Source organism: Mycobacterium sp. SM1 (genome assembly GCF_018361265.1).
Taxonomy (GTDB): Bacteria; Actinomycetota; Actinomycetes; order Mycobacteriales; family Mycobacteriaceae; genus Mycobacterium.
In genome coordinates this window covers 704,887-722,184 of the sequence record NZ_JAFLNH010000001.1, presented here as the reverse complement: position 1 = coordinate 722,184, position 17,298 = coordinate 704,887, and the positions used below count along the sequence as shown (strand labels likewise).

Here is a 17,298-nt window from a genome sequence, read left to right as displayed (position 1 = left end):
CGCTCCTCAGCCGCCGTAGTCCTCGACCTGGCCCGGCGGGCGCACGGTCGCCGAACTGGGGTCCCGGCCGGTCTCGCGCAGCGCCCGACGTTGCCGCAGCAAATCCCAGCACTGGTCGAGCTCGATCTCCACCCGGCGCAGCCGCTCATGCTCCTCGGAACGGGTGATCTCGTGGCGCAGCAACTGCTCCCGCAGCGCCTTCTCCTCGGCCACCAGGTCGCGGATGCGTGTCAGCGTGTCGCTGTCGGTCGGTTTCGGTTCGTCACTCACCGCTTCAGTGTGCCCGATGACTCTTGCCCGTATCGGCAAGAGCCCGTCTCGGGAACAGCCGCGCTCACCGGCGCGGTCAGCCTGGGTGTCACAGTGCCGGATATGCCAGGCTCGCGTGAGACGCGTGAGAAAAGTCTGCGGATGCGTGGCCCCGTGCCGTGCCAGCCCCGCCCGGTAGTCGCGCGGTCGCCGGCACGGCGGTTGCCCGAGCGTTAGCCGTCGGGCAGCCCCGGCGGGTTGCCGGAGGCGGACGCGCACCCGCGCATCGTTACCGTGCAGGTTAGACCGAAGGGGATTAGCGTGCTGGAAAGTATCGCTCGACTGGCTCTTCGCGCACCACGGCTGATCGTGGTCACGGCGCTGCTGGTGGCCGCCGGTGCCGCGGTGCTCGGCCTTCCGGTCACCGGCAGCCTTTCGGCGGGCGGCTTTCAGGACCCGACGTCTGAGTCAGCGCATGCCGCCGACCTGTTGTCCGCCAAGTTCGGCCGCGGCGACGTGCAGCTGCTCTTCGTGGTGACCTCGCAGGACGGCGCGCGAAGTCCCGCCGCTCGCGCGGTCGGCACCGAGATCGTCGAGCAGCTGAAGCATTCGCCTTTCGTCGGCGAGGTGATCTCGCCCTGGACCGTCCCCCCGTCCGCCGCGGCCGGGCTGGTGAGCAAAAGCGGCAAGTCCGGTCTGGTGATCGCCGGCATCAAGGGCGGGGGAAGCGGGGGCCAGAAGCACGCGGAGGCTCTGGCCAGACACCTTGTCGGCGATCACGGCGGCGTCAGCGTACAGGCCGGCGGCGCGATGGCCTACGTGGAAATCAACCATCAGTCCAAGCATGACCTACTGCTCTTCGAGACCTTTGCCATCCCGCTTAGCTTCCTGGTTTTGGTCTGGGTGTTCGGCGGCCTGGCGGCAGCCATGCTGCCGATCGCGGTGGGTATCGCCGCGGTGATCGGCGCGGTGGCGGTGCTGCGGGTCATCGCGTCCGCGACGCAGGTGTCGACGTTCGCGCTGAACCTCACCGTCGCCATGGGGCTGGCGCTGGCTATCGATTACACCCTGCTGATCGTCAGCAGATTCCGCGACGAACGGGCCGAGGGCGCCGCTTCCGACGACGCGCTGATCACCGCGATGGCCACCGCCGGGCGCACCGTGTTGTTCTCGGGGATGACGGTGGGCTTTTCGATCATCGCGCTGCTGCTTTTTCCGATGTACTTCCTCAAATCATTTGCGTTCGCCGGCATCGCCACGGTGACCCTCACCGTTACCGCCGCCCTACTGGTGACGCCGGCGCTCATCGTGCTCCTGGGCGACCGAATCGACGCTTTGGATCTGCGCCGGGCGGCCCGGCGGCTGTTGGGTCGCGCCGAGCCGGCCCCGCGTCCGGTGGAACGCTATTTCTGGTATCGCTGGACGAAGTTCGCCGTAAGCCACGCGGTTCTTCTCGGGGTGCCCGTGCTGGTGTTGCTGACGGTGCTTGGGGCCCCGTTTGTCGGCGCGCGGCTGGGCTATCCCGACGACCGGGTGCTGCCCCTCTCCTCGCCGGCCCGCCAGGTGGGCGATGAGCTTCGCCGCGATTTTGCCGCCGATCTGGCCGCCGCGGTTATCGCGGTCATCCCTGACGCCGCTGGTCTCACCCCCGGTCAACTGGACGGCTACGCGACGGCGCTGTCGCGGGTGCCCGACGTGGCGTCGGTGTCCGCGCCGGGAGGAACCTACGTCGACGGCGCCCGCGTGGGACCGCCATCCGCTCCCACAGCGATGTCGGGCGGCAGCGCGTTCGTCACGGTCACTAGCGCGGCGCCGTTGTTCTCGGCGGCATCCGATGCCCAACTTGACCGGCTGCACGCCATCCCCGGGCCCGCCGGGCGGCGGGTGCTGCTGACAGGGACGGCGCAGATCAACCGCGACAGCGCCGCAGCGATTAGCAGCCGCTTGCCGGCCGTGCTGGCGGTGATCGCGGCGATCACGTTCGTGCTGCTGTTCCTGCTGACCGGTAGCGTGATCCTTCCGGTAAAGGCGCTTGTGCTCAATGTGCTGTCGCTGACCGCGACGTTTGGCGCGCTGGTATGGGTATTCCAAGACGGGCACCTGGCCGGGTTGGGTACCACCAGGACCGGAACGTTGGTGGCTAATGTCCCGGTGTTGTTGTTCTGCATTGCCTTTGGCCTGTCGATGGACTACGAGGTTTTCCTGGTGTCCCGCATCCGGGAACACTGGCTGGCGCTACCCTTGGCCCGGCGAACGTCCGCCGACAACGACGAATGCATCGCTCTGGGTTTGGCGCGCGTCGGCCGGGTGGTCACGGCGGCCGCGCTGCTGATGTCGATTTCATTCGCGGTGCTCAGCGCTTCGAATGTGTCGATCATGCGGATGTTCGGTGTCGGTCTCACACTGGCGGTCCTGATGGACGCCACGCTGGTGCGGATGCTGTTAGTGCCGGCGTTCATGCATGTGCTGGGCCGGGCCAACTGGTGGGCTCCCAAGCCGCTGGCGGCGCTGGGCCGCAGCGTCAAGGCTCCTGCCTGAAAGCACCGAAAAGCCCGCCCTGGAGCTGGGTTCACCAGGATTGGCTGCCCCACGCCGGCAGGTACCGTGGATTGTCTGGTGTCAAAGGCTGGTGGTGGTTGCGCTTCGGATCGGCGGACGCTCGAACACAGGTGGGCAACATGCGGGTGGTGGTCACCGGCACCGCGGGAGATGTGGCCTCCTGCGTGGTCGATGAGTTATCGCGGCGAGGCAACGAGGTGTGGCACGACCGGCACTGGAGCGGGCCGCATCGTGGTCGGTGTGCGTGCGACGCTGTGGTACTCGTGGCAGCGGGTGCCGGCCGCACCGGTGACCGCGCCGCCGCCTTCGCCGCCGAGGTCGACGAGCTCCGTGCGGTGATCGGCGCCGCGGACCGCGGCGCAGTGCCCCGCATCGTGGTGATCTCATCGGCACCGGCCTCAAGGCCCACCGGCGATCGCGGGTGCGCCTGGGATTCGTTGTTGCGCAGCGAGAGTGCCAGGGCCAGCGCACTGTTGGCGCGGACGGCACACGTTATGGGCCGTGATACGGACGGCGCGGTTCGGCAGCGCTTCGCGGCCCCCATCGTTGTCGGGGTGAAGGGCCACCGAAACACCGTGCAGTTCATCCATCACGACGATCTGTCCCGCTTCATCGCCGACGCGGTGGAGCACCCGGAATGGACCGGTCAAGTAGACGTCGCTAACGCCGACGCTCTTCAACTTCGCGACGTGGCTGACATCTTGGGAAAGCCCTACATCGAACTCGACGCGACGCGATGGGCCCGCGCGGCGCGCTGGTTGAAAGCACCCCTTTTGGCGGCCACCCAGCCGCCGCTCGACACCACCCGGCTTGCCGAGCTCGGCTTTGCTCCGGTATGGACCAGCCGGGACTGTGTGGCCGACTTTCGGCTAGCCAACCGCGAGCATGTCTTCCTCGGCACCAGGAGGGTGGCCCTACCGTGGCGGCTGCCTTGGACGCCGACATCGCCGTCACGGCATGACGGGCCACACCGCCACCCCGCCAACGACAGTGGCGCCGGCGGCGAGTTCGACACCACCGTAGACCCGCAGTGGCCGGAATTCACCTGCGCCAATGTCGCCGAAGCATTCCCAGGGCCGATGACCCCGCTATCGCTGGAGCTGGCGATGGAGGCGATGCGCGCCACCGGAATCCTGGCCGCCCAAATCATGCAACTGACGGGGGCCATCCGCCGGGCGATGACCGAGGAGCATGTCGGCTGTTTCGGGCACAGCATCTACGTCAACCTCACGGTGTCACGCGTTCTCAGCGCAATGCTTCCCGGGGCCGATCCTGCGGCCTGGCGAGGCATACTGTTCGGGACCGCCTCCGGCATCGACGTTGGCGCGCCCCCCAAGATCAGCGCATGGGATATCGCCCGCCGGCTGCCGAAAATCGGCGTTCTCCTGGCAGCGGCTGGCCGGGAAACCCGCCGGATCGAGCGTGAGGCACGCCAGCGGCAGCGCGACGGCGCGTACTACTCGTCCTGCACCGACGTCGAGCTATATAGCCAATTACGTTGTGTCCGTGACGCAGTAGCCAACTCATGGGCGGTGGCCGCGCTCGGGTCAGCGGGAGTTGTTCCGGTCATGGCACTTATCGGGCGGCTAGGCGGCAAGCGTTTCGCCTTCCGGTTAAGGGGTGGTGCCGACAATTTGGCCAGCGCCGGGCTGATGCGCGGCGCGCACGAGTTGGGCAAACGTGCCCGCGCCGACGCGTCGATCGCCACGATCCTGCGGGAAACCGATGCCGCCCAGGCGTTACGGTTACTGCGCGTCAACCATCCGGAGTTCGCCGCGCGAGTGGACGCCGTTATCGCCGAGTGGGGCCACCGCGGACCCTACGAAACCGAGCTATCAAGCCCGGTGTTCGCTGACACACCAACGCGGTTGCTCGATATCGCCGCGAAACTCGCCGGCCTGCGCGAGCGGCCCGCGACACCGACGCCGTCGATGGGCCCGAGAATGCGCATTTTGGCACCCTTGGGCACCGCGTTCCAGCAGTCCCGGGAGCGGGCGCGAGACGCGGCCATGCGATATACGCACAATTACCGGCTGATCGCGCGCGAGCTTGGCTCACGGCTGGTCGCCCGCGGCATCATCGAGCAGCCCGGCGATGTCTGCTATCTGATCCGCGACGAGCTCATCCACCCCCCGGCCGATATCCGGGCCCGCATTTCGCGACGCAAAGCCGAGCGGATGCGGCTCGAGCAGTCGCGGCCACCGGCGTATTTTGTGCAGCGCTGGCAACCCCGCTGCGACACAACCGTGGAATTAAAGCCCGGAGAGTCATTGACCGGAATCCCGGTCTCGGCGGGCTTGGCCCAGGGACGCGCAAGGGTGCTGACGGCGAATTCGATCGACGATCTGCAGCCGGGCGAGGTGTTGGTGGCCGAGTCCACCGACACCGGCTGGACACCGTTTTTCAGCTATGCCGCGGCGGTGGTCGTCGACACCGGAGCTGAGATGTCGCACGCGGCGGTAGTGGCGCGGGAATTCGGGATTCCCTGCGTGGTGGGATCGACTGCCGCTAGCCGGGTGCTGCGCACCGGGCAGTTGGTCGAGGTCGATGGCTCAACTGGACGGGTCACCCGGATTACGTAGCACGGCGCGGGCATGGGGTTACCGCGCCTACTGGCCCAGTTCCTCGTCGAGGATAGCGAAAAGCTCCGTGTCGGTCGCTGATTGGATGTCTTGATCATCGGCGTGCCGATGGTCCTGACCATCGGTAGGCCTCAACGATGACAGCAGGGTCTCCAGCTGAGCGGCGATCTCCGATCGCTGTGCGGCGCTCCAGTCCGATTTGCCAGCAAGGGTTTTCAGATCATTGAGGATGGTGTGGATCTTCGTCATCCGGGTTTCACCGCCGTCGACGGAGCTGTCGATTCTGCTGTGCAGGTGCTCGGCGAGGCTGGCGGGTGTGGGGTAGTCGAAGATGAGGGTGGGGGACAAGGGGAGCCCGGTGGCGGTTTTGAGGCGGTTGCGAAGTTCGATGGCGCTTAGCGAGTCAAAGCCGAGGTCTTGGAAGGCCCGGGTGGCGTCGATGTCGGTGGGGTCGGGGCGGCCGAGCACCGCGGCGATGTGCGAGCGCACCAGATCCAGCAGCAGTTGGTGTTGCTGGTCGGTGGAAAGCCCGCGCAGACGCTGGACCAGGGTGGATCTCGCCGCCGCGGCGTCAGGGGCGAGCACCGCGCGGCGGGGCCGGCGGATCAGCTCGTTGAACAAGGGCGGCAGCAGGGCGCTGTGGGTGGGGTCGGTCAGGGCGGTGGCGTCTAGGCGGGCGGCCACCACGGTGGGGTGGCCCAGGGCGAGCGCGGCGTCGCACAACTCCACGGCCTGCTCGGCGCTCATGGGGAGCAGCCCGCCGCGCTGCATGCGGGCCAGATCGCGCTCCCGCAGCCGCCCGGTCAGCGCGCTGGGCCGCTCCCAAAGCCCCCACGCCAGCGACAGGCCCACCAGCCCGCTTGCGCGCCGGTGGGTGGCCAACGCATCCAAAAACGTGTTGGCCGCAGCGTAATTGGCCTGCCCGGGGGAGCCGATGGTGCCGGCCACCGACGAGCACAGCACAAACATCCCCAGATCCCGATCCCGGGTCAGCTCATGCAGATGCCAGGCCCCATCCACTTTGGCGCGCAACACCACGTCTAACTGCTCGGCTGTCAGCGAGGTGACCAGCGCGTCATCGAGCACCCCGGCGGCATGGATCACCCCCGTCAACTTCGGCAACCCGGCCACCAACCGCGCCAGCGCGTCCCGATCGGCCACATCGCAAGACACCACCCGGACCCGCGCCCCCGCCTTGGCCAGCTGGGCCACCACCTCGGCCGCCCCCGCGGCGCGCTGCCCAGCGCGGCTGGCCAACACCACATCGCGCACCCCATAACGGGTGACCACATGCCGCGCCAGCACCCCACCCACCAACCCCGTGCCACCCGTCACCAACACCGTGCCCGCGGCCAGTGCGGCGGGCATCGTTAGAACGACTTTGCCAATATGGCGCGCTTGGCTGACAAAGCGGAACGCCTCCGGGGCGCACCGCACATCCCAGACGGTCATGGGCAGTCGATGTAGGGCGCGCGTGTCGAACAGCCGCATCAACTCGGTCAGCATCTGCTCGATGCGCTGCGGACCGGCCTGCGCCAGATCGAACGCCTGATAACGCACGCCGGGATGTTGCTGGGCGATCATCTGTGCGTCACGGATATCGGTCTTGCCCATGTCGATAAAACACCCGCCGCGCGGCAGCAGCCGCAGCGAGGCATCAACGAAATCACCAGCCAGCGAGTTCAATACCACGTCCACACCACGTCCCCGGGTGGTGCTTAGGAATTTCTTCTCGAACTCCAGCGTGCGTGAGTCGGCGATATGGTCTTCGTCAAAGCCCATGCGCCGTAAGGTATCCCATTTGCCAACGCTAGCAGTTGCGAAAACCTCTGCGCCCCAATGGCGGGCCAGCTGCACGGCGGCCATACCCACTCCTCCGGTGGCGGCGTGCACCAGTATCGACTGACCGGGACGGATCGCCGCCAGATCCCGCAACGCGTAATAGGCCGTCAAGAACACCACGGGCACGCTGGCTGCCTGGGCAAACGACCAACCCAGCGGAATCGGGACGATCGCGCGGCGATCAACGACCGTCATCGAGGCCGCCGGGCCGAGCAACCCCATCACCCGATCACCGACCGCGACGCCGCTAACACCCGGGCCCAGCTCGACGACCACCCCAGCGCCCTCTGCGCCGAGCACCGCGGGCCCTGGATAGACCCCCAGGGCCACCAAAACATCCCGGAAGTTGAGCCCGACGGCCTGGACCGCCACCCGCAGCTGCCCGGCCTGCAGCGGGGCTTGGCCTTCCGGATGGGGCTCTAAAGTCAAGTCCTCGAACGTCCCCCCACCGCCGGTGTTCAACCGCCAGGCCGATTCGCCGGCAGGAAGGCGCAGCACGGGCTCGGTGGTGGCTGGCGCGAGCCGCGCGGCGTAGGTGGCGCCGGCGCGGATCAGCAGCTGGGGTTCACCGGTTGCGGCCAGGGCGGCAGCGTCGATGGGGGTGTCGCTGTCGACGAGCATGATCCGGCCGGGGTGTTCGCTTTGCGCTGACCGCACTAACCCCCAGACCGCGGCCCCGGCCAGGTCGGTGACGTCTTCGCCGGCCAGTGCCACCGCCCCGCGGGTCAGCACCACCAGCGTGCCGGCCCGGTCGCCGGCCAGCCAGGATTGCAGCACCTCGAGGGCGCGGTGAGTGGCCGCATAGACCGAAGACAGCGTGCCGTGCTGCTCAGCAGGTTCGGGCTTCCAGACCACCACGGCGTTCTCCGTGCCCCCGGGGCGCTCCCCGGCCCCGCAATGGGGGTTCCGGGTTTCCCAGGAGATCACCCGGGGGTCATCGGTGCTGGGGCCGGGCAGTGTGATCGGTGACCAGGTGAGTTCCATGAGCCCTAGGCCAGCGTTACCGCTGGCCCCGGCCGAGACCGCGGCCTGCAGTTGCTCGGCCGTGACCGGGCGGACCAGCAGTGAGCGCACCGACAGTACGGGTTGGCCGGTGGTGTCGGCCAATTCAACCGAGACGGCGTCCTCGTCGGCGGCGGCGGCGATGCGCACCCGCACCCGCGACGCACCGGCGGCGTGCAGCGATACTCCCTGCCAGCAAAACGATAACGCGGTCTGCTGGGCGTCGCCGATGCTCAAGATGCCCGCGTGCAACGCCGCGTCCAGCAGTGCGGGGTGAATGCCCACGCCGCTGGTTTGGACGCCGTCGGGGACGGCGGCTTCGGCGAAGATCTCCAGCCCGCGCCGCCACATCTTTTGCAGCCCCTGAAACGCCGGGCCGTAGTGGTAGCCTTGCCCGGCCAGGCGGTGATAGGCATCGGACACGTCCACGGGTATGGAATCGGGTGGGGGCCAAGTCGTCATCTGGGCTGCCGGTTGCGTGACGCCGGTGCCGAGCATGCCTTCGGCGTGCAGCACCCAGTGCGCGTCGGGTCGGCAGTCGCGCGAATATATCGACACTGTCCGCTGGCCGGAGTGGCCCGCGGCACCCACGATCACCTGAAGCTGTACCGCGCCGTCGTGGGATATGGGAAGCGGTGTCTGCAGCATCAATTCCTGCACCACCGTGCAGCCGACTTCGTCAGCGGCGCGAATCGCCATCTCCACGAAAGCGGCCCCCGGCAACATGGCCATTCCGGCCACCACGTGATCGGCCAGCCACGGGTGCGAGGACACCGCGAGTCGGCCGGTGAGCACCACCGCGCCGGAGTCGGGCCGCTGCACCACCGCACCCAACAACGCGTGGGCGCTGGTTTCGAGCCCTAACCCGGCCGCGTCGGCGCCCACCTCCTCCCTGCTGGGCAGCCAAAATCGCTTCCGCTCAAAAGGATACGTCGGCAGTTCGACAAACCTTGCCTTAGGCAGCAGGCCGCGCCAATCGACTGCCATGCCGGCGACGAACGCCTGCGCCGCCGAGGTGGCAAATCGTTGCATCCCGCCGTCGTTGCGCCCCAGCGATGGGATCACCACCGGGTTGCCGGCTGCGCTTTCGCTGCTGGCGGCGAACGTCATCGCAATATCGGTGAGCAACACCGGATGCGAGCTGGATTCGACAAACACCCCATAGCCCTGCCGGGCAGCGGCGCGCACCGCTGCCTCGAACTGCACCGGCTTGCGGATGCTCTGATACCAGTAGGCGGCATCTAAGCCGGCGGTATCGACCAGCTCGCCGGTCAACGTGGAGAAGAACTCGATCGTCGAGGACCGCGGCTCAATTCCGGCCAGCACCCTGATCAGGTCGTCACGGATGGCCTCTACCTGCGCGGAATGCGATGCATAGTCAACCTCGATGCGGCGTGCCCGCAGGCCCCGGTCAGAGCAGCGCTGGACGAGTTCATCCAGCGCGCTCACCGTGCCGGAGACCACCAGCGACGAAGGTCCGTTGCGCGCAGCGACGCTGATCCGGCCGTCGAATGGTGCCAATACCTCTCGGGCGCGTTCGGCATCACACGCCAGAGAAACCATGCCACCGTCACCGGGCAGTGCCGCCAAAAGTTTACTGCGCATGGTGACTATCCGTGCGGCATCGCGCAGCGACAACGCACCCGCCACGTAGGCGGCAGCAATTTCGCCCTGAGAGTGACCGATCACCGCATCCGGGCGCACCCCAACGGACTTCCACATTTCGGCGAGCGCCACCATTACCGCGAACAGCGCCGGTTGCACCACGTCGACGCGATCCATGCCAGGGGCTCCTGGCCGGCCGTGCAGCACCTCGGTCAGCGACCAGTCGACGAATTCTGCGAAAGCCTCAGCGCATGCATCGATTTGCTTAGCGAAAACCGGTGCAGCATTTAGCAATTCGACGCCCATTCCCACCCATTGTGAACCCTGGCCGGGAAATACGATGACGGTCTTGCCTACTGGTTGCGCACGACCCACTATCACATCGGACTGCGCCCGGCCGGACGATAACTCTGCTAACCCTGTCAGCAGTTGTTTCCGCTCGGCGCCAACCAGCACCGCCCGATGCTCGAATGCTGACCGCCTCGCTAGCGACACCGCGACATCGGCAACGCCCAACCGCTCATGGGCTCGCAGAAAAGCCGACAATCGGCTCGCCTGATGGGCCAGCGCCGTCGGTGTCCTGCCCGATAACACCCACGGCACCACGGGCCACCTCACACCACAATCGCTGACGTCTCCGTTACTTTCAGGGTCGTCGGGGGCCTGCTCTAAGATCACGTGGGCGTTGGTGCCGGAAATTCCAAACGAGGACACCCCCGCCCGGCGTGCTCGGCCCTCTCCCGGCCACGGCTGGGTCCGGGTCAAAAGCCGCACCGAGCCCGCGGACCAATCCACGTGCGGGCTGGGTGTATCGACGTGCAACGTCTTGGGCATCAACCCGTGACGCATCGCCTGCACCATCTTGATCACCCCGGCCACGCCCGCGGCCGCGGAGGTGTGACCTATGTTCGACTTGATCGAGCCCAACCACAGCGGCACGGCGCGGTTGTGCCCGTAGGTTGCCAACAGTGCTTGGGCCTCAATCGGATCACCCAACGTCGTGCCGGTGCCGTGTCCCTCCACCACGTCCACGTCGGCGGCGCTGAGTCCGGCGTTTGTCAACGCCGCCCGAATCACTCGCTGCTGGGAGGGCCCGTTGGGTGCTGTCAATCCATTGGACGCCCCATCCTGGTTGACCGCCGACCCGCGCACCAGCGCCAAGACCGGATGACCTAAGCGTTGGGCATCCGAAAGCCGTTCCAGCACGACGACTCCCGCCCCCTCCGAGAACCCGGTGCCGTCGGCGGCCGCCGAAAACGCCTTGCACCGCCCGTCGCCGGCCAGCCCCCGATGCCGGCTCAACTCGATGAAGACCGCCGGGGTCGCCATCACCGTGACTCCGCCGGCCAGGGCCAAGTCGCACTCACCCGAGCGCAGCGATTGCACCGCCAGATGCAGCGCTACCAGCGAGGACGAACACGCCGTATCCACCGACACCGCCGGGCCCTCCAGCCCCAGGACGTAGGCTATCCGGCCCGAGGCCACGCTCGAGGTCGCGCCCGTTAGCCGCAGGCCCTCCACCTCTGTCGCGCCGCGGCCCAGAAACGCGTAATCGGAATCCATGATTCCGATGAACACCGCTGTTGCCGAGCCCCGCAACGAATTCGGGTCCACTCCTGCCCGCTCCAGCGCCTCCCAGGACACCTCCAACATCAACCGCTGCTGCGGGTCCATCGCCAGCGCCTCACGCGGGGTGATGCCGAAAAACCCGGCGTCAAAACCTGTTACATCGTCCAAAAATCCGCCATAGCGGGTATAGGACTTACCCACCGCGTCGGGGTCTGGATCATACAGGGTATCCACATCCCAGCCCCGATCGCGGGGGAATTCCGATATCACATCACGACCTTCGGCCACCACCTCCCAGAGGTCCTCCGGCGAATTCACCCCACCCGGAAACCGGCACCCCATCCCCACAATCGCGATCGGCGCAGACGAACGCGAGATGAGGGCATGATTCTGCTCCCTCAGCCGCTCAAGTTGTGTCAGCGCCTTTTGCAGGGCTTTGGTTGCCATGGCAAGTTGGCTGTTCATCGCTGCGGCGGTTCCTCAGTCCTCGGTGCCCAGGGCAATGTTCACTAGTTCGTCGAGGCTCATGTCCGAGATGGCGGCTTTGTCGCTGCTGTGAGCCGTCTCGGGTCCGCGACCAGCCATGCGAAGCAAGATGTCGAGGACACCTTCCTCGCGAAGTCGCTGCACCGGAATGGATGCAACCAGCCGCTGGATTTCGGCGTCGCGGGCGTCGTCGGCGGCCCCGGAGTCCTCGCCGCCGACGAGTTGCCGCCCGATGTGCTCGGCGAGGCTGGCGGGTGTGGGGTAGTCGAAGATGAGGGTGGGGGACAAGGGGAGCCCGGTGGCGGTTTTGAGGCGGTTGCGAAGTTCGATGGCGCTTAGCGAGTCAAAGCCGAGGTCTTGGAAGGCCCGGGTGGCGTCGATGTCGGTGGGGTCGGGGCGGCCGAGCACCGCGGCGATGTGCGAGCGCACCAGATCCAGCAGCAGTTGGTGTTGCTGGTCGGTGGAAAGCCCGCGCAGACGCTGGACCAGGGTGGATCTCGCCGCCGCGGCGTCAGGGGCGAGCACCGCGCGGCGGGGCCGGCGGATCAGCTCGTTGAACAAGGGCGGCAGCAGGGCGCTGTGGGTGGGGTCGGTCAGGGCGGTGGCGTCTAGGCGGGCGGCCACCACGGTGGGGTGGCCCAGGGCGAGCGCGGCGTCGCACAACTCCACGGCCTGCTCGGCGCTCATGGGGAGCAGCCCGCCGCGCTGCATGCGGGCCAGATCGCGCTCCCGCAGCCGCCCGGTCAGCGCGCTGGGCCGCTCCCAAAGCCCCCACGCCAGCGACAGGCCCACCAGCCCGCTTGCGCGCCGGTGGGTGGCCAACGCATCCAAAAACGTGTTGGCCGCAGCGTAATTGGCCTGCCCGGGGGAGCCGATGGTGCCGGCCACCGACGAGCACAGCACAAACATCCCCAGATCCCGATCCCGGGTCAGCTCATGCAGATGCCAGGCCCCATCCACTTTGGCGCGCAACACCACGTCTAACTGCTCGGCTGTCAGCGAGGTGACCAGCGCGTCATCGAGCACCCCGGCGGCATGGATCACCCCCGTCAACTTCGGCAACCCGGCCACCAACCGCGCCAGCGCGTCCCGATCGGCCACATCGCAAGACACCACCCGGACCCGCGCCCCCGCCTTGGCCAGCTGGGCCACCACCTCGGCCGCCCCCGCGGCGCGCTGCCCAGCGCGGCTGGCCAACACCACATCGCGCACCCCATAACGGGTGACCACATGCCGGGCCAGCACCCCACCCACCAACCCCGTGCCACCCGTCACCAACACCGTGCCCGCCGGATCGCACACCGCCACCCCAGCGGTAGTGGCGTCTTCCGGCGTGGACTCCGAAGACGCCGGGACGGTGTGGGTGATTGCGGGGACGAGCCGAGCGGCGTAAATGGTGCCGCCGCGGATCAGCAGCTGGGGCTCACCGGTTGCGGCCAGGGCGGCCCGCGCCCCCGCCGGGCCGGGCGTGTCGAGGTCGGCGAGCACGATGCGGCCGGGATGCTCGGTTTGCGCCGAGCGCACCAGCCCCCACACCGCGGCCCCCGCCAAATCGGTGACATCCTCACCGGGTAAGGCCACCGCCCCGTGGGTGAGCACCACCAGCACCCCCTCGTGGTGGTCGGCCAGCCAGCACTGCAGCGCCGCGAGCACCTGATGGGTGCGCTCATAGACCCCGCCCAGCCCCTCGGCGGGCGGGCAGTCAACCACCTCGAACGCCACCGCGCCCGCGCTGCCGGCCGGCGGGGCCGGTGACCAGCGCAGCTCAAAAAGCCGATCCGGGCCCGCGGCCGACACCGCCGCCCGCAGCTGCTCTTCGGTGATGGGGCGGGCCCGCAGCGCCCCCACCGACAGCACCGGCAACCCCAGCTCGTCGGCGAGCTCCACGCTGACCGCCCAGGGACCCACCGGGGCCAGCCGCGCGCGCACCGCGGTGGCGCCCGCGGCGTGCAGGCACACCCCCTGCCAGGAAAACGGCACCACGACCGGCGCGTCGCCACCGGCCAGCAGCAGCGCATGCAGCGCGGCATCCAGCAGCGCCGGATGGATCCCAAACCCCTCGGCCCCCCCGGCCGCCTCCGGCAACCGCACCTCGGCGAACAGCTCCTCCCCGCGGCGCCACAGCGCGCGCAGCCCCCGAAACGCCGCCCCATACCCATAGCCACGCCCCGCCAACCGCGCATAGCCCTCGGCGAGATCCACCGCGACCGCCCCCGGGGGCGGCCAGGCCGACACCAGCTCCCCCGGGCGCCGCCCCCGGGGGCTTAGCAGCCCCTCGGCATGACACACCCACCCCGCCTCGGGGCGCTCCCGGGAAAACACCGCCACCCGCCGCTGACCACCCTCCCCGGGGGCCCCCACCAGCACCTGCAGCCCCACCGCGCCCGACTCCGGCACCCGCAACGGGGCGCGCACCGTCAACTCCTCCACCACCGGGCAGCCCACCTCATCCCCGGCGCGCACCGCCAACTCCACAAACCCCGCCCCCGGAAACACCCCCACACCAAAAACACGGTGATCCCCCAGCCAGGGCTGCCCACCCGGCCCCACCCGGCCCGTCAACACCACCGCACCCCCCTCGGGCACCTCGACCACCGCGCCCAACAGCGCATGCCCGCCCGCCTTTAGCCCCAACCCCGCCGCATCACCCCCGCCGCGCTCAGCAGACAACCAAAACCGCCGCCGCTCAAACGCATACGTCGGCAGCCCCACCAACCCCCCACCGGGCAGCACCGCCCGCCAATTCACCCCCACCCCCGCCACAAACCCCTGCGCCGCCGAGGCCAAAAACCGCCCCCACCCCCCGTCGTGGCGGCCCAAGGTGGGCAGCACCACCACCGCGCCGGCGCCGCCCAGGCAGTCAGCGGCGGTCTCTTCGATCCCGCTGATCAAGCCCGGATGCGGGCTGGATTCGATAAACCTGCGATAGCCCTGCGCGCACGCGCTGCGCACCGCGGCCTCAAACTGCACGCTTTGACGCAGGTTGCGATACCAGTAGGCGGCGTCTAACCCGGCGGTGTCTAACGCCGCGCCGGTGACGGTGGAAAAAAACACCGTCCGCGACGAGCGCGCCTCAATGCCCGCCAACAGCTCCCCAAGCCGCCCGGCGATGGCCTCCACCGCCGCGGAATGCGCCGCGTAGTCCACCTCGATGCGCCGGGCCCGCACCTGGCGGGCCGCGCAGCCCCCCAGCAGCTCCTCTAGCGCCTCGGCCTGCCCGGAGACCACCACCGCCGAGGGCCCATTGACCGCGGCGATACCCACCCGCCCCCCCAGCGGGGCCAGCAGCTCACGGGCCCGCTCGACGCCGCACGCCAACGCGGCCATGCCCCCCGGCCCGGATAACTCCCGCAACAACTGGCTGCGCGCCGTGACCACCCGCGCCGCATCCCGCAGCGACAACCCACCGGCCACATACGCGGCGGCGATCTCCCCCTGGGAATGCCCGATCACCGCATCCGGGCGCACCCCGATCGACTCCCACAACCCCGCCAGCGCCACCATCACCGCAAACAGCGCCGGCTGCACCACATCCACCCGATCCAGCCCCGGCGCCCCCGGCGCCCCCCGCAGCACCTCAAGCAGCGACCAATCGACGAACTCCCCGAAAGCCCGCGCGCATTCCTCCAGCCGCTCCGCGAAAACCGGGGCGCACTCCAGCAACTCCACCCCCATGCCCAGCCATTGGCAGCCCTGGCCGGGAAACACAAACACCGTCTTGCCCGCGGGCCCCGCGGCGCCGCTGATCACCCCCGGGCCCAGATCCCCGCCGGCCAGCCCCGCCAACCCGCCCAGCAGCGCCTCCCGATCGGCGCCGAGCACCACCGCGCGCCGCTCAAACACCGAGCGCCCCGCCAGCGACCAGCCCACATCCAGCGGATCCAGCTCCGGGTGCGCGGCCACAAACCCCCCCACCCGCGCCGCCTGGGCGCAAAGCGCCCCCTGGGTCTTCGCCGACACCACCCACGCCAGCACCGGCGGGCGCCACGGCGCCGGCGGGCGCGCCGGCGCCGGCGGGGCCTCCTGGAGGATCACATGCGCATTGGTGCCGCTAATCCCAAACGAGGACACCCCCGCCCGGCGCACCCGCCCCCCCGCCGGCCACGCCCGGCCCTCGGTCAACAACTCCACCCGCCCCGCCGACCAATCCACATGCGGGCTAGGCGCATCCACATGCAACGTCGCCGGCAGCCACCCATGGTGCAACGCCAACACCATCTTCATCACCCCCGCCACCCCCGCGGCCGCCTGGGTATGACCCATATTCGACTTGATCGACCCCAGCCACAACGGCTCCGCGGACTCCCCCCGATCCCGCCCATAGGTCGCCAACAACGCTTGCGCCTCAATCGGATCCCCCAACGTGGTGCCGGTGCCATGCCCCTCCACCACGGCCACGTCGGCCCCCGACAACCCCGCACCGGCCAACGCCGCGCGCACCACCCGCTGCTGCGACGGCCCATTAGGGGCGGTCAACCCATTAGAGGCCCCATCCTGATTGACCGCCGACCCAGCCACCACCGCCAACACCGGATGCCCCAGCCGCCGCGCATCCGACAACCGCTCCACCACCAGCATCCCCCCACCCTCGGAAAACCCCGCCCCGTCGGCCGCGGCGGCGAACGCCTTGCACCGCCCGTCCGGCGCCAACCCCCGCTGCCGGCTCAGCTCGACGAAAATCGCCGGGGTCGCGATCACCGTCGCCCCTCCCGCCAGGGCGAGGTCGCATTCACCGGAGCGCAGCGAGGCCACCGCCATATGCAGCGCCACCAGCGAGGACGAGCAGGCGGTATCCACCGACACCGCCGGGCCCTCCAACCCCAGCACATAGGCCACCCGGCCCGAGGCCACGCTGGAGGTCGTGCCGGTCAGGCGAAACCCCTCTAGGCTCGCCGAATCTTGGCCCGCCAGGCCGTAATAGGAGCCCATGATCCCCAGGAACACCCCGGTGGCGCTGCCCCGCAGCGATGTGGGGTCAATCCCGGCCCGCTCCAACGCCTCCCACGACAACTCCAAAACCAGCCGTTGTTGCGGATCCATCGCGAGCGCCTCGGCCGGCGACACCCCGAAAAAGGCGGCGTCAAAACCCGCGACGTCATCGACAAACCCCCCGTGGCGGGTGTAGGACGTGCCGCGCGCATCGGGATCCGGATCAAACAATCCCTCGACGTCCCAGCCCCGATCCCGCGGGAAATCCGACACCACGTCACGGCCCTCGACCAGCATCTCCCACAAGTCGTCCGGGGAATTCACCCCACCCGGGAACCGGCACGCCATCCCGATAATGGCGACCGGTTGTGAAGATTTTGCTTCTAACTCGGCGAGGCGTCGCCGTGTCCGGCGTAGATCGATGGTGAGGCGCTTGAGGTAATCAAGGTGCTTGGTGGTCTCTGGCATATGTAGT

5 protein-coding genes are annotated in these 17,298 nt (G+C 68.7%); 2 read left to right on the top strand and 3 right to left on the bottom strand.

Annotated features, from left to right (window positions below):
• Nucleotides 1-6: 6 nt before the first annotated feature.
• Nucleotides 7-270: a DUF2630 family protein gene (locus tag MSM1_RS03220; protein ID WP_213440149.1), complete on the bottom strand. Its 264-nt coding sequence runs from the start codon at nucleotides 268-270 to the stop codon at nucleotides 7-9.
• A gap of 300 nt (nucleotides 271-570) precedes the next feature.
• On the opposite strand from MSM1_RS03220, the gene MSM1_RS03215 reads away from it, so the two are divergent.
• Both MSM1_RS03215 and MSM1_RS03210 read left to right on the top strand, forming a co-directional pair.
• The gene (locus MSM1_RS03215; RefSeq protein WP_213440148.1) at nucleotides 571-2,787 is read left to right on the top strand and encodes an MMPL family transporter; all 2,217 of its coding nucleotides are present in this window, start codon (nucleotides 571-573) and stop codon (nucleotides 2,785-2,787) included.
• Nucleotides 2,788-2,927: 140 nt separating this feature from the next.
• Nucleotides 2,928-5,390 carry a PEP-utilizing enzyme gene (locus MSM1_RS03210; protein WP_213440147.1) on the top strand — a complete coding sequence of 821 codons (2,463 nt, stop codon included), beginning with the start codon at nucleotides 2,928-2,930 and terminating at the stop codon, nucleotides 5,388-5,390.
• Between the two features lie 27 nt (nucleotides 5,391-5,417).
• On the opposite strand, the gene MSM1_RS03205 is transcribed toward MSM1_RS03210, so the two are convergent.
• Nucleotides 5,418-11,873 (bottom strand): type I polyketide synthase, encoded by a 6,456-nt coding sequence (locus MSM1_RS03205; protein ID WP_213440146.1) that lies wholly within the window; start codon nucleotides 11,871-11,873, stop codon nucleotides 5,418-5,420.
• 15 nt (nucleotides 11,874-11,888) lie between these two features.
• Nucleotides 11,889-17,291 carry a type I polyketide synthase gene (locus MSM1_RS03200; RefSeq protein WP_213440145.1) on the bottom strand — a complete coding sequence of 1,801 codons (5,403 nt, stop codon included), beginning with the start codon at nucleotides 17,289-17,291 and terminating at the stop codon, nucleotides 11,889-11,891.
• Nucleotides 17,292-17,298: the final 7 nt, after the last annotated feature.